Annotated in this window: 17 protein-coding genes; 15 read left to right on the forward strand and 2 right to left on the reverse strand. The window is 72.3% G+C overall.

The features are described 5' to 3' along the window. The first annotated feature begins 1,098 nt into the window (after positions 1-1,098). The 5 genes from BLQ91_RS36345 (at position 1,099) to BLQ91_RS36365 (ending at position 8,145) form a co-directional block, all read left to right on the forward strand. The gene (locus tag BLQ91_RS36345; RefSeq protein ID WP_090104663.1) at positions 1,099-3,846 is read left to right on the forward strand and encodes a LuxR C-terminal-related transcriptional regulator; all 2,748 of its coding nucleotides are present in this window, start codon (positions 1,099-1,101) and stop codon (positions 3,844-3,846) included. Positions 3,847-3,888: 42 nt separating this feature from the next. Then, positions 3,889-5,115: a class I SAM-dependent methyltransferase gene (locus BLQ91_RS36350; protein ID WP_090104665.1), complete on the forward strand. Its 1,227-nt coding sequence runs from the start codon at positions 3,889-3,891 to the stop codon at positions 5,113-5,115. A gap of 2 nt (positions 5,116-5,117) precedes the next feature. Further along, positions 5,118-6,089 carry an NAD-dependent epimerase/dehydratase family protein gene (locus BLQ91_RS36355; protein WP_245734194.1) on the forward strand — a complete coding sequence of 324 codons (972 nt, stop codon included), beginning with the start codon at positions 5,118-5,120 and terminating at the stop codon, positions 6,087-6,089. Between the two features lie 75 nt (positions 6,090-6,164). Further along, positions 6,165-6,731 carry a dTDP-4-dehydrorhamnose 3,5-epimerase family protein gene (locus BLQ91_RS36360; protein WP_090104582.1) on the forward strand — a complete coding sequence of 189 codons (567 nt, stop codon included), beginning with the start codon at positions 6,165-6,167 and terminating at the stop codon, positions 6,729-6,731. Between the two features lie 19 nt (positions 6,732-6,750). Beyond that, positions 6,751-8,145: an NDP-hexose 2,3-dehydratase family protein gene (locus BLQ91_RS36365; protein ID WP_245734196.1), complete on the forward strand. Its 1,395-nt coding sequence runs from the start codon at positions 6,751-6,753 to the stop codon at positions 8,143-8,145. A 45-nt stretch (positions 8,146-8,190) separates the two neighbouring features. Here the strand turns inward: BLQ91_RS36365 and BLQ91_RS36370 are convergent, their stop codons facing one another. Further along, the gene (locus BLQ91_RS36370; RefSeq protein ID WP_090104585.1) at positions 8,191-9,300 is read right to left on the reverse strand and encodes a DegT/DnrJ/EryC1/StrS family aminotransferase; all 1,110 of its coding nucleotides are present in this window, start codon (positions 9,298-9,300) and stop codon (positions 8,191-8,193) included. 247 nt (positions 9,301-9,547) lie between these two features. Here BLQ91_RS36370 and BLQ91_RS36375 point away from each other — a divergent pair, with 247 nt between their 5' ends. Then, complete coding sequence (locus BLQ91_RS36375) at positions 9,548-10,768, forward strand: macrolide family glycosyltransferase (protein WP_090104587.1); 1,221 nt, start codon at positions 9,548-9,550, stop codon at positions 10,766-10,768. After that, positions 10,765-12,240: an AfsR/SARP family transcriptional regulator gene (locus BLQ91_RS36380; protein ID WP_090104589.1), complete on the forward strand. Its 1,476-nt coding sequence runs from the start codon at positions 10,765-10,767 to the stop codon at positions 12,238-12,240. Before BLQ91_RS36375 ends, BLQ91_RS36380 begins: the two co-directional genes overlap by 4 nt. Positions 12,241-12,295: 55 nt before the next feature. On the opposite strand, the gene BLQ91_RS36385 is transcribed toward BLQ91_RS36380, so the two are convergent. Then, complete coding sequence (locus tag BLQ91_RS36385) at positions 12,296-13,906, reverse strand: FAD-dependent monooxygenase (RefSeq protein WP_090104591.1); 1,611 nt, start codon at positions 13,904-13,906, stop codon at positions 12,296-12,298. A 142-nt stretch (positions 13,907-14,048) separates the two neighbouring features. On the opposite strand from BLQ91_RS36385, the gene BLQ91_RS36390 reads away from it, so the two are divergent. Genes BLQ91_RS36390 through BLQ91_RS36425 form a run of 8 tightly spaced genes read left to right on the forward strand, consistent with a single transcriptional unit; the run spans position 14,049 to position 21,879 of the window. Further along, on the forward strand, positions 14,049-14,795 hold the full coding sequence (locus BLQ91_RS36390) for a 3-oxoacyl-ACP reductase family protein (protein ID WP_090104593.1): 747 nt from the start codon (positions 14,049-14,051) through the stop codon (positions 14,793-14,795). A 53-nt stretch (positions 14,796-14,848) separates the two neighbouring features. Further along, the gene (locus BLQ91_RS36395; protein WP_090104595.1) at positions 14,849-15,154 is read left to right on the forward strand and encodes an acyl carrier protein; all 306 of its coding nucleotides are present in this window, start codon (positions 14,849-14,851) and stop codon (positions 15,152-15,154) included. Continuing rightward, a complete protein-coding gene (gene fabZ, locus BLQ91_RS36400; RefSeq protein WP_090104597.1) occupies positions 15,151-15,630 on the forward strand; it encodes a 3-hydroxyacyl-ACP dehydratase FabZ in 480 nt (159 codons plus the stop codon). The genes BLQ91_RS36395 and fabZ overlap by 4 nt, the downstream gene beginning before the upstream one ends. Positions 15,631-15,635: 5 nt before the next feature. Further along, complete coding sequence (locus BLQ91_RS36405) at positions 15,636-16,709, forward strand: aminomethyl transferase family protein (protein ID WP_090104599.1); 1,074 nt, start codon at positions 15,636-15,638, stop codon at positions 16,707-16,709. 46 nt (positions 16,710-16,755) lie between these two features. After that, entirely contained in the window at positions 16,756-19,029 is a 2,274-nt protein-coding gene (locus BLQ91_RS36410) for a beta-ketoacyl-[acyl-carrier-protein] synthase family protein (RefSeq protein WP_090104601.1), read from the forward strand. Further along, positions 19,026-19,754 carry a nitroreductase family protein gene (locus BLQ91_RS36415; RefSeq protein WP_090104604.1) on the forward strand — a complete coding sequence of 243 codons (729 nt, stop codon included), beginning with the start codon at positions 19,026-19,028 and terminating at the stop codon, positions 19,752-19,754. Before BLQ91_RS36410 ends, BLQ91_RS36415 begins: the two co-directional genes overlap by 4 nt. After that, positions 19,751-21,001, forward strand: a complete 1,251-nt coding sequence (locus tag BLQ91_RS36420; RefSeq protein WP_090104606.1) for an FAD-dependent oxidoreductase — start codon at positions 19,751-19,753, stop codon at positions 20,999-21,001. The genes BLQ91_RS36415 and BLQ91_RS36420 overlap by 4 nt, the downstream gene beginning before the upstream one ends. Beyond that, the gene (locus tag BLQ91_RS36425) at positions 20,998-21,879 is read left to right on the forward strand and encodes an alpha/beta fold hydrolase (protein ID WP_090104608.1); all 882 of its coding nucleotides are present in this window, start codon (positions 20,998-21,000) and stop codon (positions 21,877-21,879) included. The genes BLQ91_RS36420 and BLQ91_RS36425 overlap by 4 nt, the downstream gene beginning before the upstream one ends. Positions 21,880-21,915: the final 36 nt, after the last annotated feature.

The raw sequence follows: 21,915 nt of genomic DNA on the forward strand, positions 1-21,915 counted from the left end.
AAGGTGTCAACCGGCGACCGGGCACCCGACGCCAGGGGCATGTCCTCGTAGCGACGGCTGTCCCCCCGCGCGCCAACCGGTCCAGGCCCCACTACACGATCCACCGGGGATCGCGATCACAGGGCAATGCGGCCGGGGCAGCGATCCGACGAGGTGGACGGGCGTCGACACGGACACTGTTCACTTGCCCCTCACACGGCTGCCCAGCGCGTCAATGTGTCGCGAATGGACTGTCCACTTGAGACTCAGAACATCTTTGCGCACGCGTCCGACCAGCCAGTCGCAAAAGGCACCCGAGGATTCGTTCGCGAAGCTCGCGGAGCAGTCGGAGCTCAGCGACGCGATTCGGCAGCTCCCGCCGCCGCAGCGCGAGGTCGCCGGCGCCACCTCGCTCGCCTGCGCGACTGCGCGCTCCCGCTTCCCGGCGACGCCGACCTGCCGTCCGCAGTTCGACCGGGCGAACAGATCATGACTGGACAGGCGTTGCGGGAGGCGTCGTTCTCCGGAAAGCCTCTGTGGACGGAAAGGCGCTGACGCCACCACGACGACATGATCGATTGCACGTCGCGGGGCACCGAAATCTGCATATCGGCGTTATGTCCGGTTCGCGGGAAAGATTCACCGTTCCGGCGATGTATCGGTTACCCATGTCATTTGTCCTCCATCGGTCCGGGAACCCGCCGACCGCGACCGAGGCCCGTCGTGGATCCCCGTGGTGGCCCGGACGCTCCGGACGTCGCCAGGACGGGGTCCGGCGTGCGGCACCCCGGTGGGCCGCCGTGGAGGCGCGGCTACGGTTGCGACACGGCTGCGATCAACATGATGATGCGCCGTCCGGGCTGTGCTATGGAACTTTCCGGCATCGCGTGCCCGAGGTGCGGCAGTCGGCGATTCGGCCGAACCGGTTGATCCGTTCGGCACCTGTTGAGACGCGGCCGCTCGAATTCGTATTCGTAATTCCAATAGCCCCGTGAAGCCGCAGTAAGACGTTTGACCGCTGTTCGCGGGAGGTGGCGCCAGAGGCTCTCGACAAGTCGGGAAGCCGTGCTATAAAACGTCCACCTGGGGGTGCGGGCAGTGGAAAGACCATCGGTGGCCATGTTGGAGGGAACTGGACGGTTGGTGCCGACGGACCATGGTGATGCGCTCGTTGAACTGGTCGGCCTGCTCGCCGGGTGCTCAGCGGGGCCGGGTAGGCTCGCGCTGGTCAGTGGTGGTTTGGCCTGCGGAAAGACCGAACTGCTCCAGCGGTTCCAGCGGCACGCCGCCGCCTCGGGGGCGTTGTTGCTGACCGCGACCGGCTCACCGGCCGAGCAACCCCTGCAGGCAGGCGTCATCGACCAGTTGTTCCACGGCGCCGGACTGCCACCGGAAATAGCGGACCGCGTTTCCCACCTCATCACACCGATCGCCGCGACCGTGAACGACTCCGGAGCGGACGTGCGGGGAATCCATCATTCTTACGTGCGGCCCGTGCACGAATTGTGTCAGATTCTTCTCGAATTGTCGCGCGAACGCCCGGTCGTGTTGTGCGTGGATGACGTGCAATTCGCCGACAGTTCCTCGCTTCAGTTCATCCTCTACCTGCGGCGGCGGATGAGGGCCGGGCGGGTGGTCGTCGTGCTCGCCGAGTGGCAGCAGCCGCAGCCGACCCTGCCGCTGTTCCACGCCGAGCTGACCCGGCGGCCACACCACCGCATCCGGCTCGCACCGCTGTCGGTGTGCGGCATCGCCGAACTGCTGCGCGACCGGGTGCCCGATCCCGAGGCGCTCGCGCCTGCCTGGCACGCCGTCAGCGGCGGCAACCCCATGCTGGTCCGAGCCCTGGCCGAAGACCGGGACGCCGGGCACGAAACCGGTCCCGACCAGGTCGGTCCCGCGTTCAAGCGCGCGGTGCTGGAATGCCTGCACCGCTGGGAAGCGGGGTTGCTCGAGGTCGCGCGCGCCATCGCCGTGCTCGGCGAGGAGCGCACCCCGGTCCTGCTCGGCCGGCTGGCCGGCACCACGCCCGAGGCCGTCGAGCAGGCGGTCGACGTGCTCACCGCCGCCGGCCTGCTCCTCGACGGTCGTTTCCGCCACCCGGGAGTGGGGGCGGCGATTCTCGACAGCACGCCGGGCACCGAACGGGTGCGGCTGCGCGCCCGCGCCGCCGAACTGCTCTACCAGCGCGGCGCGGCGGCGGCCGTGGTGGCCGACCACCTCGTGGCCGCCGACCGGATCGCCTCGGGCTGGCCGGTCGCCGTGCTGCGCATCGCCGCCGAACAGGCGCTGATGGGTGACGACGTGGCGGCGGCCGTGCGCTACCTGGAACCCGCGCTGCCCGTGGTCGAGCCGGACGAGCGGCTGGGCATCACCAGCGTTCTGGTCCGAGCGCTGTGGCGGGTCAACCCGGCCGCCGCCGTCGTGCACATGGACCCCTTGCACGAGGCGATGTGGGCGGGCGAGCTGCGTGGCCGGGACGCCATGACCGTCGTGCACCACGCGCTGTGGATCGGGGACGAGGCAACGGCCGTGCGCGCGCTCGCCGTGCTCGACCAGAACCCCGGCATGCTCGACGCGCAGAGCGCGGCCGAGTTGCGGATCGTCTGCCAGTGGTTCCACGGCCTCGATCAGGCGACCGCCGTCGCCGCCGACGTGGTGGCTGACGCGGACCCGTGGGTGGCCGCGGCTCAGGCCATCGGCACCTTCTGGACCGCCGAGTTCCACCCCGACGCCATCGCCAGCGCCGAGCACATCCTGCGGAGCTGCCGGCTCGGCGACATGTCGTTGGAGGTCGTGCTCACCGCCCTGCTGATCCTGGTGCACAGCGGTCACCCCGACCGGGCCGAGCGGTGGTGCGACCGGCTCACCGCCGAGGCCGTCCGCGGTGGCGCGGTGACCTGGCAGGCGATCCTGGAGGTCGTCCGAGCCGACATCGACCTGCGGCGCGGAGAGGTGGTGGTGGCCGCCGCACGCGCCGAAACCGCACTCGCCCTGCTGCCGCACCAGGGCTGGGGCCTGTCCATCGGCTACCCGCTGGCCGTCTTGATGGAGGCCAACACCGCGCTGGGCCGGCACCGCGTGATCGCCGACGTGATGCGACTGCGCGTGCCCGACGCCATGTTCGCCACCGCCGCCGGCCTGCGCTACCTGCACGCCCGCGGCAACGGCAACCTCGCCGTCGGGCGGGTGCTCGCGGCCATCAGCGACTTCCAGAACTGCGGCACCCGGATGCGGGAGTGGCACGTCGACCTGCCGGTGCTCGCGCCGTGGCGCTGCGGTCTCGCCCAGGCCAACCTCACCCTCGGCCGCACGGAGGCGGCTCGCGAGCTGATCAGCGAGCAGATGCTGCTGCCGGCCGGGGACCGCCGCACCCGCGGCGCGGCGCTGCGGGTGCTCGCCGCCGCGGGCGAGCCGGCCGAGCGACCCGCGCTGCTGCGCGAGGCCGTGCGGCACCTGCGGCGGGCGGGTGACCGGGTCGAGCTGGCCCGCGCCCTGTCCGACCTCGGTGAAGCGCTCGACACCGCGGGCGAGCACGCCGAGGCCCGCGAGCTGTCCCGGATCGCGGTGGCCGAGACCAAGGCGTCCTTCTCCGGCGCCCTGCCCATCCCGGTCGACTGGGGGGACGGCGACGCCGGTGACGGGCGATCGGTCCTGAGCGACTCCGAGCTGCGCGTCGCCGAGCTCGCCGCGAAGGGCCACACGAACCGCGAGATCAGCGGCATCCTCTACATCACCGTCAGCACCGTCGAGCAACACCTCACCAGGGTCTACCGCAAGCTCGGCATGCGCAGCCGGGCGGACCTGCCGCACCGCCTGTCCCCACGGACCGGCGCCGCCCCTCGTGCCTTCGAAGCCCGAGGCTGACCTGTGCACCACCCCGAGCAGACCGAGCAGAAAGAACCGCCGATGCCCAACCAGTCCCCCTGCCGCGTCTGTGCCGGGACGGTCACCGAGTTCCTCGACCTCGGTTCCCAGCCGCTGTCCGACGCGTTCCGGCTGCCCGAGGACACCTCCGTCGAGTTCACCTACCGCCTCGCCGTGGGCGCGTGCGCGGACTGCGCGATGGTGCAGCTGATGGAAGAAGTGCCCAGGGAGAAGATGTTCCACCAGGACTACCCCTACCTGTCCCAGGGGTCCGCGGTGATGCGCGAGCACTTCCGCGCCCTGGCCGAGCGGTTCCTGAGCACCGAGCTGGCGGGCGAGGACCCGCTCGTGGTCGAACTGGGCTGCAACGACGGCACCATGTTGCGCACCGTCGCGGAGGCGGGCGTGCGGCACCTGGGCGTGGAACCGTCCGGTGCCGTCGCCGACCTGGCCGCCCAGGCGGGCGTGCGGGTCCGCAAGGACTTCTTCGAGGAGTCCACCGCGCTGTCCATCCGCGACCAGGACGGTCCGGCCGACCTCGTGTACGCCGCGAACACGTTCTGCCACATCCCTTACGCGGACTCGATCCTGCGCGGCGTCGTGGCGCTGCTCAAGCCCGGTGGGGCGTTCGTGTTCGAGGACCCCTACCTCGGGGACATCGTCGAGCAGACCTCGTTCGACCAGATCTACGACGAGCACTTCTTCCTGTTCAGCGCCACCTCCGTGGACGCCATGGCCCGCCGGCACGGCCTGGAGCTGGTCGACGTCGAACGCCTGCCGGTGCACGGCGGCGAGGTCCGGTACACCCTGGCCCTGCCCGGTGCGCGCACGCCCTCCGCGGCCGTCGCCGCCCTGCTCGCCGAGGAGCAGGCGCGCGGCCTGCACGACCGCGCCGTCCTCGACGGGTTCGGAGACCGGGTCCGCGCGATCCGCACCGACCTCGTGGCGCTGCTGGAGGACCTGAAGGCGAAGGGAGAGCGGGTGGTCGGCTACGGCGCGACCGCCAAGAGCGCCACCGTCACGAACCTCTGCGGCATCGGACCGGACCTGGTCGAGTTCATCAGCGACACCACGCCCGCCAAGCAGCACAGGCTGGCGCCCGGCTCGGGCATCCCGGTGCGCCCGCCGGCCGCCTTCGCCGACCCCTACCCCGGCTACGCGCTGCTGTTCGCCTGGAACCACGCCGCGGAGATCATGGCCAAGGAGGAGGCGTTCCGGGAGGCGGGCGGCAAGTGGATCCTGTACGTGCCCGACGTCCACGTGGTGTGAGCGTGCAGGGGGAACTGGCCGGCACGCTCGTCGCGGTGCTCGGCGGGTCGGGGTTCGTGGGTTCCGCGGTGTCCGCACGGATGGCGGCGCGGGGCGCGCGGGTGCGGGTGGTGGCACGCGACCCCGGCGTGCCGCCGTTCCCGGCCGAGGTCGTCGCGACCGACCTCACCGAGCCCGGCGCGGTGGCAGCCGCGGTCGCGGGCGCGGACGTGGTGCTGCCGCTGGTGCTGTTCACCGGCGGCGGCACCTGGCGGGTCGCCGACGGCGACGCGGCCGACGCCGCCAGGGTCAACGTCGGCATCGTCGCCGAGGTGGTGGACGCGGCTCGGGGGACCGTCGTGTTCCCCGGCTCCACCTCGCAGGTGGGGCCGGGTGCGCCGGAGCGGATCGAGGGCACCGAGACCGACCACCCCGAGTCGGAGTACGACCGGCAGAAGTGCGCCGCCGAACGGCTCGTGCTCGATGCGGGCGGCTGCTCCCTGAGGCTGCCCACCGTGTTCGGCCCCTCCACCGGCTCCCCGGACCGGGGCGTGGTGACCGCGATGGCGCGGCGCGCGCTCTCCGGCGAGCCGCTGACCGTGTGGGGAGCCGGGGACGTGGAGCGCGACCTGGTGTTCGTCGAGGACGTCGCCGAGGCGTTCGCAGCGGCCGTGGCACACCCCGACCGGCTGGCCGGACGGGCGTGGCTCGTCGGCTCGGGTGCCGGGGTGGAGGTGCGCGCGCTGTTCGAGCTCGTCGCGGCCACCGTCGCGGAGCTGACCGGTCGCCCGGCCGTGCCGGTGCGGTCCGTGCCGCCACCGCCGTACGCCACCGCGTCGGACTTCCGCGGCCTCGTGGCCGACCCGGCCGGCTTCACCCTGGCCACCGGGTGGCGGGCCCGGGTTCCACTGGCCGACGCGGTGGCGAGAACCGTCACCCACCTTCTTCAGTCCTCAGTGGACGGTGCGTTGCCGAGCACCCCTAAGCACGGGTAGGGGTTCCCCTAAGCTGGTTGACCGCGCGGTCCGGGCCTCTGCACGCTGATCACCGTCCTGAGACGGAGGTCGTCGATGAAAGCCCGCGCACTCTCTGTCGGCGGAGCCTGGGAGTTCGAACCCGAGGTGTTCCCGGACGACCGCGGCCTGTTCGTCTCCCCGTTCCAGCACGAGGCGTTCGCCGAGGCGGTCGGCGCGCCGCTGTTCGCCGTGGCCCAAGCCAGCGCCAGCGTGTCACGCCGCGGGGTCGCCCGCGGCGTGCACTACGCCCGCACGGCACCGGGTTGCGCGAAGTACGTGACCTGCTCACGGGGGCGTGTGCTGGACATCGTGGTGGACCTGCGGGTCGGCTCGCCGACGTTCGGCACGTGGGACTCCGTCGAGCTGGCGGGCGACGACTTCCGCGCCGTCTACCTCCCGCCCGGACTCGGCCACGCGTTCATCGCCCTGGACGACCACTCCACCGTGCACTACCTGCTTTCCCGCGCCTACGAACCCGCGGACGAGCTGGCGGTGTCCCTGGTGGACCCGGACCTGGCGCTGCCCGTGCCCGCCGACGCCGTGCTGTCCGAACGCGACCGCATCGCGCCGGGCCTGGTCCTCGCACGGGACAACGGACTGCTTCCGGTACACGCCGCCTGAGCCGAGGAGAGCACACCAGGTGACCGCGCCCACCCGCCGTCCGACCCAGACGCGCCTGGCCGAGTCGATGCTCGCCCCGCGCGACGCCGACGCCGTGCACGCCTGGCTCACCCGCACCGCCGAACACAGCTGGATGACCGTCGAGCGCGTGCCGCTGGACGGCCTCGCGGGCTGGCTCACCGAACCGGGCACCGGCAACCTGCGCCACCACACCGGCCGGTTCTTCAGCGTCGAGGCGCTCGCCGTCGACCTGCCGGGCACCCCCGTGCCGCACTGGTCGCAGCCGATCATCAACCAGCCGGAGATCGGCATCCTCGGGATCCTCGTGCGGGAGTTCGACGGCGTGCTGCACTTCCTGATGCAGGCCAAGCACGAACCGGGCAACGCCAACGGCTTGCAGCTGTCGCCGACCGTGCAGGCCACCCGCAGCAACTACACCCGCGTGCACCAGGGCAAGCCCATCCCCTACCTGGAGCACTTCCGCGACACCTCCGGCCACCACGTCCTGGTGGACATCCGGCAGTCCGAGCAGGGCGCGTGGTTCTACCGCAAGCGCAACCGCAACATGGTCGTCGAGGTCGACGGCGAGGTCGAGGTGCGCGAGGGGTTCCGCTGGTTCACCCTCGGTGAGATCGCCGGCCTGATGACCGTGCCGGACCTGGTGAACATGGACGCCCGCACGGTGCTGGCCTGCCTGCCCGGCGGCGGCGCGGCCCTGGCCCGGGCGGCGGCCGACCCGTTCGGCGAAGCCCTGGTCCGGTCCGGCGACCCGGCCACTCCCGGCGTGCACACCACCGGGGAGGTGCTGAGCTGGATCACCGAGGTCCGCACGCGCACCGACCTCCGAGCCTCCCTCGGCCCGTTGGCCGGGCTGCCGGACTGGACTCGCGAGAACGGCGTCATCGCGCACCGCGGCGGCGGGTTCTTCACCGTCGTGGGCGTGGACGTGCGGGCCGGCGGGCGTGAGGTCGGAACCTGGTCCCAGCCGATGATCGAACCGGTCGGCACGGGGGTGATCGCGTTCCTGGTCAAGGAGATCGGCGGCGTGCTGCACGTGCTCACCCACGCGCGCACCGAGGCCGGCTACGCCGACGTGACCGAGCTGGCGCCCACCGTGCAATGCGTCCCCGAGACGCACGACCACCTGCCGGTGCGGCCCCGGTTCCTCGACGAGGTGCTCGGCTCGACCAGGATCCGCTTCGACGCCGTGCTGTCCGAGGAAGGCGGCCGGTTCCTCGGCGCCCGCAACCGGTACCTGGTCGTGGAGACCGACGCCGAAGTCGCACGGGACGACCCCGAGTACCGGTGGCTGACCCTGCACCAGTACGAAGAGCTGCTGCGGCACAGCTTCTACGTCAACATCCAGGCCCGCAGCCTGCTGCTGTGCCTGCGCAGCCTCCTCGCGCGCGGGTGAGGACTGGCCCGGTGGGGACGGGTACGCCGCCCGCCACCGGCCCGGTCAGAGCGTCGCCAGCACGTGCTTGAGCGCGTCCACCACGTGCTCCTGCGTCTCCTGGGGCAGCGACGGGTACATCGGCAGCGAGAAGATCTCGCGGGCCACCCGCTCGGTCACCGGCAGGCTGCCCTCGGCGTAGCCCAGGTGCGCGAAACCGGTCATGGTGTGCACCGGCCACGGGTAGCTGATGTTCAGCTGGATGTCGTGCGCCTTCAGGCGTTCCAGGATGTCGTCGCGCCGCGGGTGGCGCACCACGTGGACGTAGTACGAGTGCGTGTTGCCCGGTGCGGTCGTGGGCAGCACCAAATCGGTGTCCGCCAACGCCTCCGCGTACCGCGCGGCCACCGCCTGCCTCGCGGCGATGTAGTCGTCCAGGCGGACGAGCTTGCGGCGCAGGATCTCCGCCTGCACCTCGTCGAGCCGGCAGTTGTGGCCGGGCGTCTCCACGACGTAGTAGGTCTTCTCCATGCCGTAGTACCGGTGCCGGCGCAGGTTCGCGTCCACCTCCGGGTTGTCCGTGATCGTCGCGCCGCCGTCACCGTAGGCGCCGAGAACCTTGGTGGGGTAGAACGAGAACGCGGCGGCGTCGCCCATCGACCCGGCCACCCGGCCGTGGTGGCGCGCGCCGTGCGCCTGGGCGCAGTCCTCCAGCACCAGCAGGCCGTGTCGCCGTGCGAGCTCCTGCAACGGTTCCATGTCCACGCATTGGCCGTACAGGTGTACCGGCAGCAGGGCTTTGGTGCGCGGCGTGATCGCCGAAGCCACCTGGGCGACGTCCATCAGGTAGGTGTCCGGGTCCACGTCGACGAACACCGGTGTGGCGCCGACGGCGTCGATCGCCAGCACGGTCGGCGCTGCCGTGTTGGCCACCGTGACCACCTCGTCGCCGCGGCCGACGCCGAGCGCCTGCAGTGCCAGGCGGATGGCGTTCGTGCCGTTGTCCACGCCGACGCAGTGGGCGACGCCGTGGTGGGCCGCGAACTCCGCCTCGAAGGACGCCACGCTCGGCCCGAGGACGAGTCTGCCGGAGGAGAAAACGGTTTCGACCGCGTCGAGTATGTCCTTGCGCTCCAATTCGTATTCGCGCGAGTAGTCCCAGACGAGCGTGGCCATCGGCAGCCCTTTCGCTGTGGTCGGCATCCCGGCCAGCCTAGGTCGGGCCCCCGACTAGGGGGTAACCCCTAATCTGCAGGTCAGGGTGGTCGCCGGAGTCCGCGCGAAGGCGAACGGCCACTCGTGCGACCGCGTCGGGGAACAGCGGTGATAGGGGTGTCCAGGCTGCTTCGGGGCGCTTTACGGTGACCACGCTCCCGGCAGGGTCGCCGGATTCCAGCACAACAATCGGGGCGAGGACGACACGATGTCGCGGCATTTCCTGTTCATGTGCCACCCGGATCACGGACACGTCATCCCGAACCTCGCGGTCGTCACCGAACTGGCCGCGCGCGGGCACCGGATCACCTACCTGACCGCGCCGAGCATGGCGGAGATCGCCGCCGAGGCCGGCGCCACCGTCGTGACCTACCCGTCCCGGTACCGCGACGCCGACTTCGCCCGCGTGGCGAACGATCCCGGCTACCTGATGGGCGTGCTGCTAGACGAGAGCGAGGCCATGCTCGTCACCGCGACGGCCGAGCTCGACGGCGACCGGCCGGACTGCCTGGTCTACGACACCTCGGTGCTCTACGCGGCCCGCGTGCTGGCCCGGCACTGGGACCTCCCCGCCACGCAGGTGATCCCGGTGTTCGCCTCCAACGAGCACTTCTCCTTCCTCAACGCCATGTACAACCCCGAGTCCGGCGCCGCCGAACGGCCGGCCGCGCAACAGCCGAAGGAGATGCCGGAGTGGGTCGGCGCCACGATGGGGCGCATCGGCGCGCTGTGCGCCCGTTATGAGGTGACCGCCGCGCCGCACGAGGTGTGGTTCGAGGTGCCGCCGCTGAGCCTGGTCACCGTGCCGCGGGAGTTCCAGTACGCGGGCGAGACCTTCGACGAGCGGTTCGCGTTCGTCGGGCCGTGCGTCGGCGACCGCAGCTTCCTCGGGTCGTGGACGCCGCCCGCCGGCGACCTGCCCGTGGTGCTGGTGTCGCTCGGCGCGGTGTTCAACGAGGACGAGGGTTTCTTCCGCACGTGCGTCGAAGCGTTCCGCGATCGGCCGTGGCACGCGGTGATGACCACCGGCGGCGGTGTGGACCGCGCCTCGCTCGGCGACCTGCCGCCCAACGTCGAGGTGCACGACTTCGTGCCGCACGTGGCGGTGCTGGAGCACGCGGCGCTGTGCGTCACCCACGCCGGCATGGGCACCGTGATGGAGGCACTGCGGTCGGGCACGCCGATGGTGTGCGTGCCGGGTTCCGCGCTCGACCGGCCCACCGGGTGGCGGGTCCGCGAGCTCGGTCTCGGCACCGTGCTGGACCCCGTCGACCTCACGCCCGCGACGCTGGCGGACGCGGTCACGTCGGTGCTCGGCGACCAGGAGGTCGCGGCCCGGTCGGACCTCATGCGCGAGGCCGTCGCGGAAGCGGGCGGGGCGGCGCGCGCCGCCGACGAGGTCGAGAAGTACCTGGCGCGGTCGCGTTGACCCCCGCCCCGGCCGAGTTCGGCGTGCTGGGCCCGATCCGGTTCCTCCGCGGTGGCGTGGAGCAACGGGTGGGTGGTCCCCGCGAGCGCGCGGTGCTGGCGCGGCTGGTGTTCGACGCCAACCGCGTGGTCAGCGTGGATCGGCTCATCGAGGCGGTGTGGCACGACGACCCACCGGCCAGCGCACGCGGTCAGATCGCGATCTGCATGTCCCGGCTGCGGCGGGCGCTCGGCGAGGCGGGCCGGGTCATCGACACCGCGAGCCCCGGCTACGTGGCGCGGCTGGACGAGGACGCCGTGGACTGGTTGCGGTTCAACGGACTCGTCGGCCGCGCTCGGCCCCGCGCGGCGAGTGGTGACGTGACGGGCGCCGCGGCGCTGTTGCGCGAGGCGCTGGGGTTGTGGCGCGGTGCGCCGTTCGAGGACCTGCCCGGTCTGCGCGCGGAAGCGGTGTCGCTGCAGTCCGCGCGGTTGGACGCGGTGGAGGCGTGCGCCGAGCTGGAGCTGCGGCTCGGGCTGCACCACCGGGTCGGCAAGGAACTGCCCGCGGTGGTGGCGGAACACCCGCTGCGCGAGCGGGCGCGGGCACAGCTGATGCTGGCCCAGTACCGGTCGGGCCGGCGGGCCGACGCGCTGCGCACCTACCAGGACGGCCGGCGGGTGCTGGTCGAGCAGATCGGCCTGGAGCCCGGCCCGGAGCTGCGGGAGCTGCACGAGCAGGTGCTGCGGGACGCGCCGGTGCTGCTCGCGCCGGTCCGGGTGGAGGTGCAGGCCGTGGCGCCGTCCCAGCTGCCGCGCCAGGTCCTGCCGTTCGCCGGTCGGTCGGCCGAGCTGGCCGAGCTGGACGCCGCCCTCGCGGCAGGCCCCGACGTGCCCGGCGTGGCCGTCCTGTCGGGTCCCGGCGAGGTGGGCAAGACGGCGTTGGCGCTGCGCTGGGCGCACCACTGCCAGGACCGGTTCCCGGACGGGCAGCTGCACGCGGACCTGGTGGACGACTTCGGCCGCCCCGTACCGCGGACCGTGCTGCTGGACCGGTTCCTGCGGGCGCTCGGCGTGACCGCGGCCTCCATCCCGGACGATCCGGGCGAGAAGGTCGCGCTGTACCGCAGCACCGTGTCGCACAAGCGCGTGCTGGTGGTGCTGGACGGTGCGGTGGACCACGCCCAGGTCCGGCCGCTGCTGCCCAGCGGCGCGCACACGAGGGCCATCGTCACCAGCAGACACCCGATGGACGAGCTGGTCGCCCGTCAGGGCGCGCACCGGGTGTTCCTGGAACCGCTGACGGCGGAGGAGTCGTGGCAGCTGCTGACCATGCTGCTCGGGCACGACTGGGTGGCCGAGGAACGCGGTGAGGCGAACAGGATCGTCGGCTCGGCGGACGGCTTCCCGCTGCCGCTGCGCCGCGCGGCGGCGGGCGTCCGGGCGGCACCGCACCGCCAGGACCGCCGGCGGCTGACCGGCGTGCCCGCTTGACCGGTGCTGTCCGCCAACCGCGCGGCGGGCAGCACCACCCCGGCCGGTGAGCCGGTCAACCACGTGCGAGGACGGCGTCGACCGCCGCCGACAGCGCGTCCGTCGACGCGGCGGCCGTGCTGCGCCAGGCCACGTGACCGTCCGGTCGCACCAGCACCGCGCCTGCCGCACCCACGCCGTAGACCGAGGCCCAGTCCGGCGACACCACCGCGGTCGAGCCGTCGGCCGACACCTCGACCGCCGTGATCGCCACGCCGGTCCGGGAGCCGACCTCCTTCGCCGCCTGCGCCCAGCCGCTGCCCGCCGGGGTGAGCAGGACGAGCCCCGCACCGAAGAGGTCCAATGTGGACAGGCTCTCCGCGCCCCGCGTCAGTGGCAGGTGCGGCGCGCGGTGACCCGGTCGCGCGGTCGCGACGTACGTCCGGTAGGGGTCCTCGACCACCGGTGCGTCGGTGCCGTCCGGCACGACGGCGGCGGAGTCGTAGTGGAAGCCCAGGACCAGGCCCTCGCAGCTGCGCCGGCCCGCCTGCCGCGCGATGGCCTCCTTCATGGACAGCTTGCCCTCCATCATCTGGAACGTGATGAAGGCGTTCGCCAGGCTCTCGCCGACGGTGCGCTCGCCGATCGGGTGGCGCTCGGCGTCGTAGGTGTCGAGCAGGGCCTCGCCGGCCGTGCCCGACACGACCGCCGCCAGCTTCCACACCAGGTTGTGCGCGTCCTGGATGCCGCAGTTCATCCCGAACCCGCCCTGCGGCGTCGACACGTGCGCCGAGTCGCCCGCCAGGAACACCCGGCCCGAGCGGAAGCGCGTCGCGGTCACCGCCTGTTGCAGCCACGGCATCACGCCGACCAGCTCGACGTCCAGGTCCGGCACGCCGACGGCCTCGCGCACGACCCGCACGCAGAACTCGGGCGTGAAGTCGGCCTCGCTGCCGCCCTCCGCAGGGTCGTAGCCGGTCTGGATGATCCAGCGCCGCTGGTTGTCCACCGCCTCGACCGCGCACGGGATCGCGCTGCGGATGAAGTACAGCGCGCACATCCTGTCGGCCAGCAGCGGCACCAGGTCGGCGTCGAACATGATGCTGATCATGTGCCCGAGCGGCGGCGGGCCGTCGACGCCGATGCCCAGCCGGTCGCGCACGGTGCTGCGCCCGCCGTCGGCCGCGATGGCGTAGCGGGCGCGCACGGTGGCGCGGCCTGAGGCGGACTCGATCACACCGTCCACACCGGACTTGTCCTGCTCCAGGGACGTGAGGGTGGTGGCGAACCTGACGTCCGAGCCGGACGAGCTCTCGGCCAGGCCTCGCAGAACCACTTCGAACTTGTCCTGCGCGCAGATGTAGGTGTACGTGGGGCTGTGCGGCGCGTCCTGGGCGACCGGGGCGACCTCGCGGTGGAAGTCGGCCGCGGTCAGCGAGGAGCCGACTCCGACGGCCAGGCTGTCCTCACGCGGCAGGCCGGCGCGCTCGACCTCCTCCCCCAGTCCCCACGACCGCACCAATTCCATCGTGCGGGTGGACACCAGGCGCGCCTTGGGGAAGATCGACGTCCCGGGATGCCGCTCCACCAGCAGCGACGTCAAGCCGTGCCGGGAGCACTCGATCGACGCGGCGAGGCCGACCGGGCCACCACCGACGATCAGGACGTCGACCTCGAAGTCAGCCATGCGCAGGAGCCTGCGACACCGCCGCGGGGACGTCAAGGAGGCGGATATCGAAGTGATATAGCACTGAAATCGCAGGTCAGTAGCGTTGCGCCGAACGACGGCGTGCGCAGCGGGCAAGCCTTGGACAACGTGGGGAGGCGCCATGTTCGCCGAAGGATCGGTCGCCGTGGTCACCGGCGGGTCGCGCGGGATCGGGCGGGCCGTCGTGGTCGACCTGGCGGCCCACGGCGTGCACGTCGTGGTCAACTACTCGCGCTCGGAGGAACAGGCCAAGGAGTTGGTCGCGCAGGTCGAGCAGAGCGGCGGCAGCGCGAGCGCGGTGCGGGCCGACGTGACCGACGAGGACGCGGTGCGGGAGCTGTTCCGCTCCGTGCGCTCCGAGCACGGCAGGCTCGACGTGCTGGTCACCAGCGCGGGCGTGACGCGGGACCGGCACCTGGTCGCGATGAGCAGCGACCTGTTCCGCGAGACGATGGACATCAACGTGCACGGCACGTTCCTGGCCTGCCGCGAGGCGATGCGCATCATGCAGCACCAGCGGCGAGGCGCGATCGTGACCCTGAGCTCCGCGAGCGGCCTGGACGGCGGCTTCCCCGGCCAGACGAACTACGTCGCGTCCAAGGGCGCGATCATCGCGTTCACCAAGGCGCTGTCCTACGAGGCGGCTCCGCACGGCGTGCGCGTCAACGTGGTGGCGCCGGGATTCGTCGAGACCGACATGACCAAGGTCATCCCCGCGAAGCTGCGCGACGGCTACGCCTCGCGCATCCGCCTCGGCCGCATGGGCCGCCCGGAGGAGATCGCGAACCTGGTCACGTTCCTGGCTTCCGACAAGGCGTCCTACATCACCAGCGAGACGTTCGTCGCCAACGGCGGCGGGCTCGGCTGATCCCCCGAGCCGGAACACCCGAGCCGGAAGAACCAGCGGACGGAAGGACAAGCGTGACCCTCGACGAACTGCGCGCCACGGCGGCCGCCCGGCACGACACGTGCGCCCAGATCAAGAAGATGATCGTCTCGCGGCTCGACCTGCCGATCGAGCCCGCGTGGATCACCGACGACCAGCCCCTGTTCGGCCGCGGCCTCGAGCTCGACAGCCTCGACGTGCTGGAGCTGTACGTGGCGATCGAGGCCGAGTTCGGCGTCGCTCTCTACGACAGCGACATGTCGGTGTTCGGTTCGGTGTCGCGCCTGGCCGACCACGTGAACCCGGCCCTGGCCGAGCGGGCGCCGACCGGTTCGGCATGACGGCGACCCGGGAGCCCGTGCGGGCGGGGACGTCGCTGACCAACGACCAGCTCCGGGAGATCCTGCCGCACCGGTGGCCCTTCCTGCTGATCGACCGGGTCGAGAAGGTCTCCCCCGGCGTCGGCGCGGTCGGGATCAAGAACGTCGCCGCCACGGAGATGTGGTTCCAGGGGCACTTCCCGAGCGCGGCCGTGCTTCCGGGCGTGATCGTCGTCGAGGCGATGGCCCAGCTGGCCGGCGTGGTGGTCGCCCTCGCCGGCGCGGGGCCCATCGGCTACCTGGCGGGCGTGCGGGCGATGCGGTTCCGCCGCCCCGTCGTGCCAGGGGACCAGCTCCTCCTCACCGCCGACCGCACGGCGGGAGGCCGGGGCTTCACCGAGTTCAAGGTGAGCGCCAGGGTCGACGGCCAGGTCGCCGCCGAGGGCACCATCACCATCGCCGACCCGGCAGCCACCAGCCCTACCGGAAAGGTCTGACACCAATGGAATCCCTGACGTCGCCGGTGAAGGCCGCGCACCCCGAGGGTGCCGCGTACGGCACCGTCCTGGACGCCGAGGTCGCACTTCGGTTCAGCACGCTCGACGCCGAGTACGAGGCGATCCGGGAGCGGGCCGCCCTGCTGGACCTGTCCGGCGAGCGGATCATCGAGCTCTCCGGCCGAGACGCCGTCGAGTTCGCGCAGAAGGTGCTGGCGCGCGACGTGGAGTACCTGACCGCCGAGCGCTGCATGACGAGCCTGGTGCTCGCCGAGGACGGCACCGTCGTGGACCAGGTCGTGGTGTGGGGCCGGGAGGACAGCCTGCTGCTGGAGTCCTCCACCGGCGCGGGCACCCGGCTGCTGGAGCACCTGCGCGCACATGCCGAGCCCGGCGTGGAGATCACCGACCGCACCGCCGAGTACGCGCTCTTCGGCCTGGAGGGCCCGTACGCGTGGGGCGTGGTCGGCCGGCTGATCGACGGCGAGCTGGCTTCACTGCCGTTCGAATCCATTGTGGACACCCAGTGGGACGGCGTGGACGTCCTTTTCGGACGCACCGGCGTGACGGGTGAGTACGGGTACAAGGTGCTGGTGCCGCGCGAGTCGGCCGAGCGGCTGTGGACCAAGGCCCTGGAGCACGCCGTGCCCGCCGGTCAGGAGGCCGTCGAGCTGGCGATGCTGGAGGTGCGGCAGCCGGTCGTGCGCCACGAGGCGGGCGAGGGCGTCGACGTGCTGGAGATGGGCGCGGGCTGGCTCGTGGACATCACCAAGGACGAGTTCGTCGGACGTGACGCCGTGGTGGCCGCCTTCGAGGGCACGGCGGAGCGCCGCACCGTCGGCTTCTCCGGCGGCACCGAGGTGCCCGCGCCGGGAACGCCGGTCACCGTGGGCGGGGAGAAGATCGGCGAGGTCGTCCACGCCGTGCACAGCGTCGGGCTGAAGTCCTCCCTCGGCCTGCTGCGGCTGCCGCCGGACCTGGCCGCCGCCGGGCTCACCCTCACCGTCGGCGACACCGAGGTCGTCACGCTGACCAGCCCGTACGTCACGCCCAAGAGCTGGAGCACCCCGATCATCTGATCTGGTCCCCCGGGCCGTCGCCCGGGGGTCGCGAGGAGGAGCAAGCATGGCGCTGCGGCCAGTGGTCATCACCGGAGTCGGGGTGATCTGCGCGGTGGGCCGGGACCCGGAGGAGTTCTGGGCGCGGCTCACCGCGGGCGCGGGCGGCATCACCGCCGTGGAGGACGAACGGTTCGCCGCGTTCGAGGCCAGGTTCGCGGGCCAGGTGCCCGACGAGTGGATCGACGCGCAGTTGCCGGCCGAGGACACCGGGCTGGACCGCACGGCCCGGCTCGCGCTCGTCGCCGCCCGGCAGGCGGTCACCCAGGCAGGGCTGGGCGCCGCCACGCCCGCGACCCTGCCCGGCGAGCGGTTCGGGCTGGTCCTCGGCAAGTGCCAGGCCACCCCGACCGCGGCGGGCGGCTACCAGCCCATGCACGCCACCGGTGACGTCGTCGCCGGCAAGCTGGGCATGACCGGCCCGCGCATCCTGGTCTCGACCGCGTGCGCGGCGGGCGGCAACGCGGTCGGCCTGGCCAAGGACAAGATCCTCACCGGGGAAGCGGACGTGGTGCTCGCCGGTGGCGTCGACCCGCTGCTGTTCGGCACCTACGCGGGGTTCGCGGGCCTGCAGGCCCTCAGCGCCCGCCCGTGCGGCCCCTACAGCCGCTCGGACGGCCTGAACCTGGGCGAGGGCGCCGCGTTCCTGGTCGTGGAGGCGCTGGACCACGCGCTGGCCAGGGGCGCGGAGCCGTTGGCGGAGGTCGCGGGCTACGGCCTGTCCGCCGACGCCTACCACGCCACCGCACCGGATCCGACCGGCCGCGGCGGCACCACGGCCATGCGCCGGGCGCTGTCCGACGCCGGTCTGGACCCCGACGCCGTGGACTACGTCAACGGGCACGGCACCGGCACGCCCGCCAACGACGCCATGGAGAAGAAGGTCATGCGCGCCGTGTTCGGCGAGCGGGCGCCGCAGGTGCCGACCAGCAGCATCAAGAGCTTCATCGGACACACGCTGGGCGCGGCGGGCGCGGTCGAGGCGGTGGCCAGCGTGCTGGCACTGCGCACCGCGACCGCGCCGCCCACCATCGGGTTCACCGACGAGGCCATCGCGGAGTCCACCTTGGACTTCGTGCCGAACACCGCGCGCCCTCTGCACATGGACGTCGTGGTGTCCAACAACTACGCGTTCGGCGGCAACAACGCCTCGCTCGTGCTGCGCCGCCCCGGTGGTCCGCGCGAGTACGACGAGCTGCCCGCCACCGAGGTCGTCCTCACCGGCCTCGGACCTGTCACCGGCCTGGGCACCGGCATCGCCGAGGTCGCCGAGGCGGTCGCCAACGGCCGCACCGCGGTCGGCGCGGCGCCGTCCCTGGAAGGCCGCACGTTCGCGCCGCGCTCGCTGTGGCGGCACATGAACAACCTGTCCCGCATGGCGATCGCCGCCTCCCGGCTGGCCTGGGAGGACGCCGGGCTGAAGCTGCCCCGCGCCGCCCTGGACAACGTGGGCGTCATCTTCGCCACCGCGGCGGGCTCGGTGGAGAGCACCGACGGGTTCGACGAGAGCGTGCTGGCCAACCCGAACAAGCCCGCCGTGCTCAGCTTCTCCAACGTGGTGCTCAACGCCACCGGCGGCGCCGTGTGCCAGACCCTGGGCCTGCGCGGCCCGACCACGACGATCTGCAACGGCAACGCGTCGGCTTCCATCGCGCTGGACTGCGCGGTGGAAGCCGTTCGGGCTGGCAAGGCGGACGTGGTGGTCGTGGTCGCCGCCGACGAGGCACCGAGGCCCGGCGACGGCACGCGGGTGGACCCCTACGACCGGAACTCGGGCGAGGCGCCCGCGTCCGCGTCGGTGGCCCTGGTCGTCGAGTCCGCCGCGCACGCCGCGGCCAGAGGCGCGACCCCGTACGCGCGGGTGCTGGGCAGCGCCCACGCGAGCGCGGGTGCGGGCGACGAGCGGTCCCTGGTGGAGCGCGCCATCGCCGCGCTGCCCACCGAAGGCGTGGACCTCGTGGTCGGTGCGGCCACCGGCGGCGCGGCCGACGAGGCGGAGGCGGGCGCGGTGCTCGACGCCGTCCCGTCCGCCCGGCTCACCGCCACCGCGGGCCTGACCGGTGACGCGGGCGCGGCCACCGGCGCGCTGAACCTGGCGCTGGCCGCGCTCGCCTTGCGCGACGGTGTCGCACCGGCCATCGCAGGGCTGACCAGCCCTCGCGCCGGCACGGTCGAGTCCTACGTCACCAAGCCCGAGCTGCCGGCCACGCCGGCCAAGGCCCTCGTGCTCAGCGCCGCGCCCGGCTCGGTGCGCGGAGGAACCCTGCTGGGTGCGGTATGACCGGTCTGCCCTTCGACGTGCTGGAGACCGACCGGCTGCTCACCACCACCAGGTCGGTGCGCCGCCGGCTCGACCTCGACCGGCCCGTGCCTCGCGCGGTGCTCGAGGAGGCGCTGGAGATCGCCGTCCAGGCACCGACCGCGAACGACCAGCAGAACTGGCGCTGGGTCGTGATCACCGAGCAGGCGGTGAAGGACCAGCTGGCGGAGCTGTTCGACATCTCCTGGCAGTTCCACCAGAAGGAGGTGTGGACGCGGTCCGGGCGCCGGCGCAACACCCCGCAGGCGAGGAAGAACAACGCCTCCGCCGCCGCGCTGGCCGAGACCATCGCCGGGGTGCCCGCGCTGGTGATCCCGTGCGTGCTCGGCCGGCCGCCGGACATCGGCGCGATCGACGCCGAGTGGCTCGGCGCGACCGGCACCCGCAACCTCGGCACCTGGCAGGAGGGCGTGCGGATCGGGGCCATGCGGGCCAGCAACTTCTACGGCTCGATTTTCCCCGCGGTCTGGTCGTTCCAGCTGGCCCTGCGCAGCCGCGGTCTCGGAAGCACGATCACGTGCATGCACCTGCCGTTCGAGCGGCAGGTGGGCGAACTGCTCGGCATCCCCGCCGGTGTCACCCAGGTCTGCCTGGTACCGGTCGCCTACACGATCGGCACCGATTTCCGCCCGGCCAAGCGGGTTCCGGCCAAGGAGCGCACGTCCTGGGAGAGGTGGCAGGCATGACCGTCGAGCACAACGGGATCGACGTGGTCGTGGTGGGCGGCGGTATCGCGGGCGCGTCCGCCGCGGCCAACCTCGTGCTGAACGGCCTGTCCGTGGTGCTGTTGGAGAAGCAGGAGACCTACCAGGACATCGTGCGCGGCGAGTGGATCGCGCCGTGGGGCCTGCGCGAGGCGCAGACGCTGGGCGTCGAAGAGGCGTTCGGACTCGGCGGCGCGTGGGAGATCCGCGAGTGGACGCAGTGGGACGAGACGGTCGCCCCGGCCGAGGCGGAGACCGTCGACATGACGCGGTTCGTGCCCGGTGTCGGTGGCCCCATGTCGTTCCCGCACCACGAGGTCTGCGCGCTGATGGCCGAACAGGCCGAGGACGACGGCGCGGAAGTGGTCATGGGCGCGCAGCGGGTCCGGGTCACCGCCGGCACCATCCCGGAGGTCCGCTGGACCCACGCCGGACAGGAACACCTCGCCAAGCCGCGCATCGTCATCGGCGCCACCGGCCGCGGCTGCACGGTCGGCCGCCAGGTCGGCGTGTCCATGGCGACCTCGGTGCACCACTGGGGCGGCGGGCTGCGGGTCACCGGCCTGGACGACTGGCCGATGGACGTGCAGGCGATGGGCACCGAGGACGAGAAGATGTTCATGGTGTTCCCGCAGGGCGACGGCAACGCCCGGCTCTACATCAACTTCCCCACCGCCAACCGGAAGCTCTACCAGGGCCCGGAGGGCGAGAGGCGGTTCATCGCGGACTTCGAACTGGCGTCCCTGCCCGACCGCGGCAAGGCCGTGTACGGCGCCGCGAAGCCGATCGGGCCGCTCAAGCTGTGGCCGTCGGTGGCGATGTTCCCCGAGCAGCCGATCGTCCTGGACGGCGTGGTGCTCGTCGGGGACGAGGCGGGCAACGCCGACACCGTGCTCGGTACCGGCCTGTCGTGCAGCCTGCGCGACACCCGTGCCGTGTGCGAGGTGCTGACCGGAGGCGACGACTGGTCCCCCGCCGCCTTCGAGGGGTACCTGGCCGAGCGGAAGTTCCGGATGGACCGGCTGCACTTCGGCGCGGGCATCATCGCCAAGCTGCACTGCGAGTTCGGTCCCGTCGCGGCCGAGCGCCGCCGCCGGGCGCGCGAGCTCATGGCCGACAACTTCGCCGCGTCGGTGACCGGCCTGCTCAACATGGTCCCGCCCGAGGACGTGCCGGAGTTCGGGTTCAGCGAGTTCTTCGCCGAGAGGCTGTTCAGGGAGAGGGCATGAGCGTCAAGGACACCCTGCTGACCGGGTCGGCACACGTCAACGGCATCGACATCGCCTACGTGGACAAGGGAGAGGGCGACCCGGTCGTGCTGCTGCACGGCTTCCCCGACTCGCACTACCTGTGGCGGCACCAGATCGACCCACTGGTCGAGGCGGGCTTCCGCGTCATCGCGCCCGACCTGCGCGGCTTCGGCGAGTCGAGCAAGCCGCAGGAGGCCGAGGCGTACGACATGCGCACGATCGTCAACGACGTCGTGGCGCTGACGCAGCACCTCGGCATCCCCAAGGCGCACATCGTCGGACACGACTGGGGCGCCGCCATCGCGTGGATGTACGCGTTCCTGATGCCGCGCCGCGTCGACCACCTCGCCGTGCTGTCGGTCGGCCACCCCGGCGTGTTCGGCACGCCGTCGATCGAACAGCGCAAGGCCAGCTGGTACATGCTCTTCTACCAGTTCCCCGGCGTGAGCGAGCAGCTGCTGCGGCGCAACGGGTGGCGGCTGTTCAAGGAGATCATGGGCGGCGAGGGCGACCACCAGCGCTACCCGCGCGAGCTGGCCAAGCCGGGCGCGCTCACCGCGGCGCTGAACTGGTACCGCGCCAACCGCTCCCCCGAGGCCGAGCTGCGCGTGGAGGGCAACTTCCCGCCCGTGCTCGCGCCCACCCTCGGCATCTGGTCCACCGGGGACAAGGCGCTGCTCGAAGAGGGCATGACGGGTTCGGTGAAGTTCGTCAAGGGCTCGTGGCGCTACGAGCGCGTCGAGGACGCGAGCCACTGGATCCCGCTGGACCAGCCGGAGATCGTCACGAAGCTGCTGCTGGGTTTCCTGGGCACCGAGAAGGCCGCGGCGGTGCCCACCCGGCGGCGCCGGCTCTGACCGGCGCCCGGCTCGTCGGCAAGGGCAGCGCAGAGG

The sequence above is a fragment of the Lentzea jiangxiensis genome, from assembly GCF_900104175.1.
GTDB lineage: Bacteria > Actinomycetota > Actinomycetes > Mycobacteriales > Pseudonocardiaceae > Lentzea > Lentzea jiangxiensis.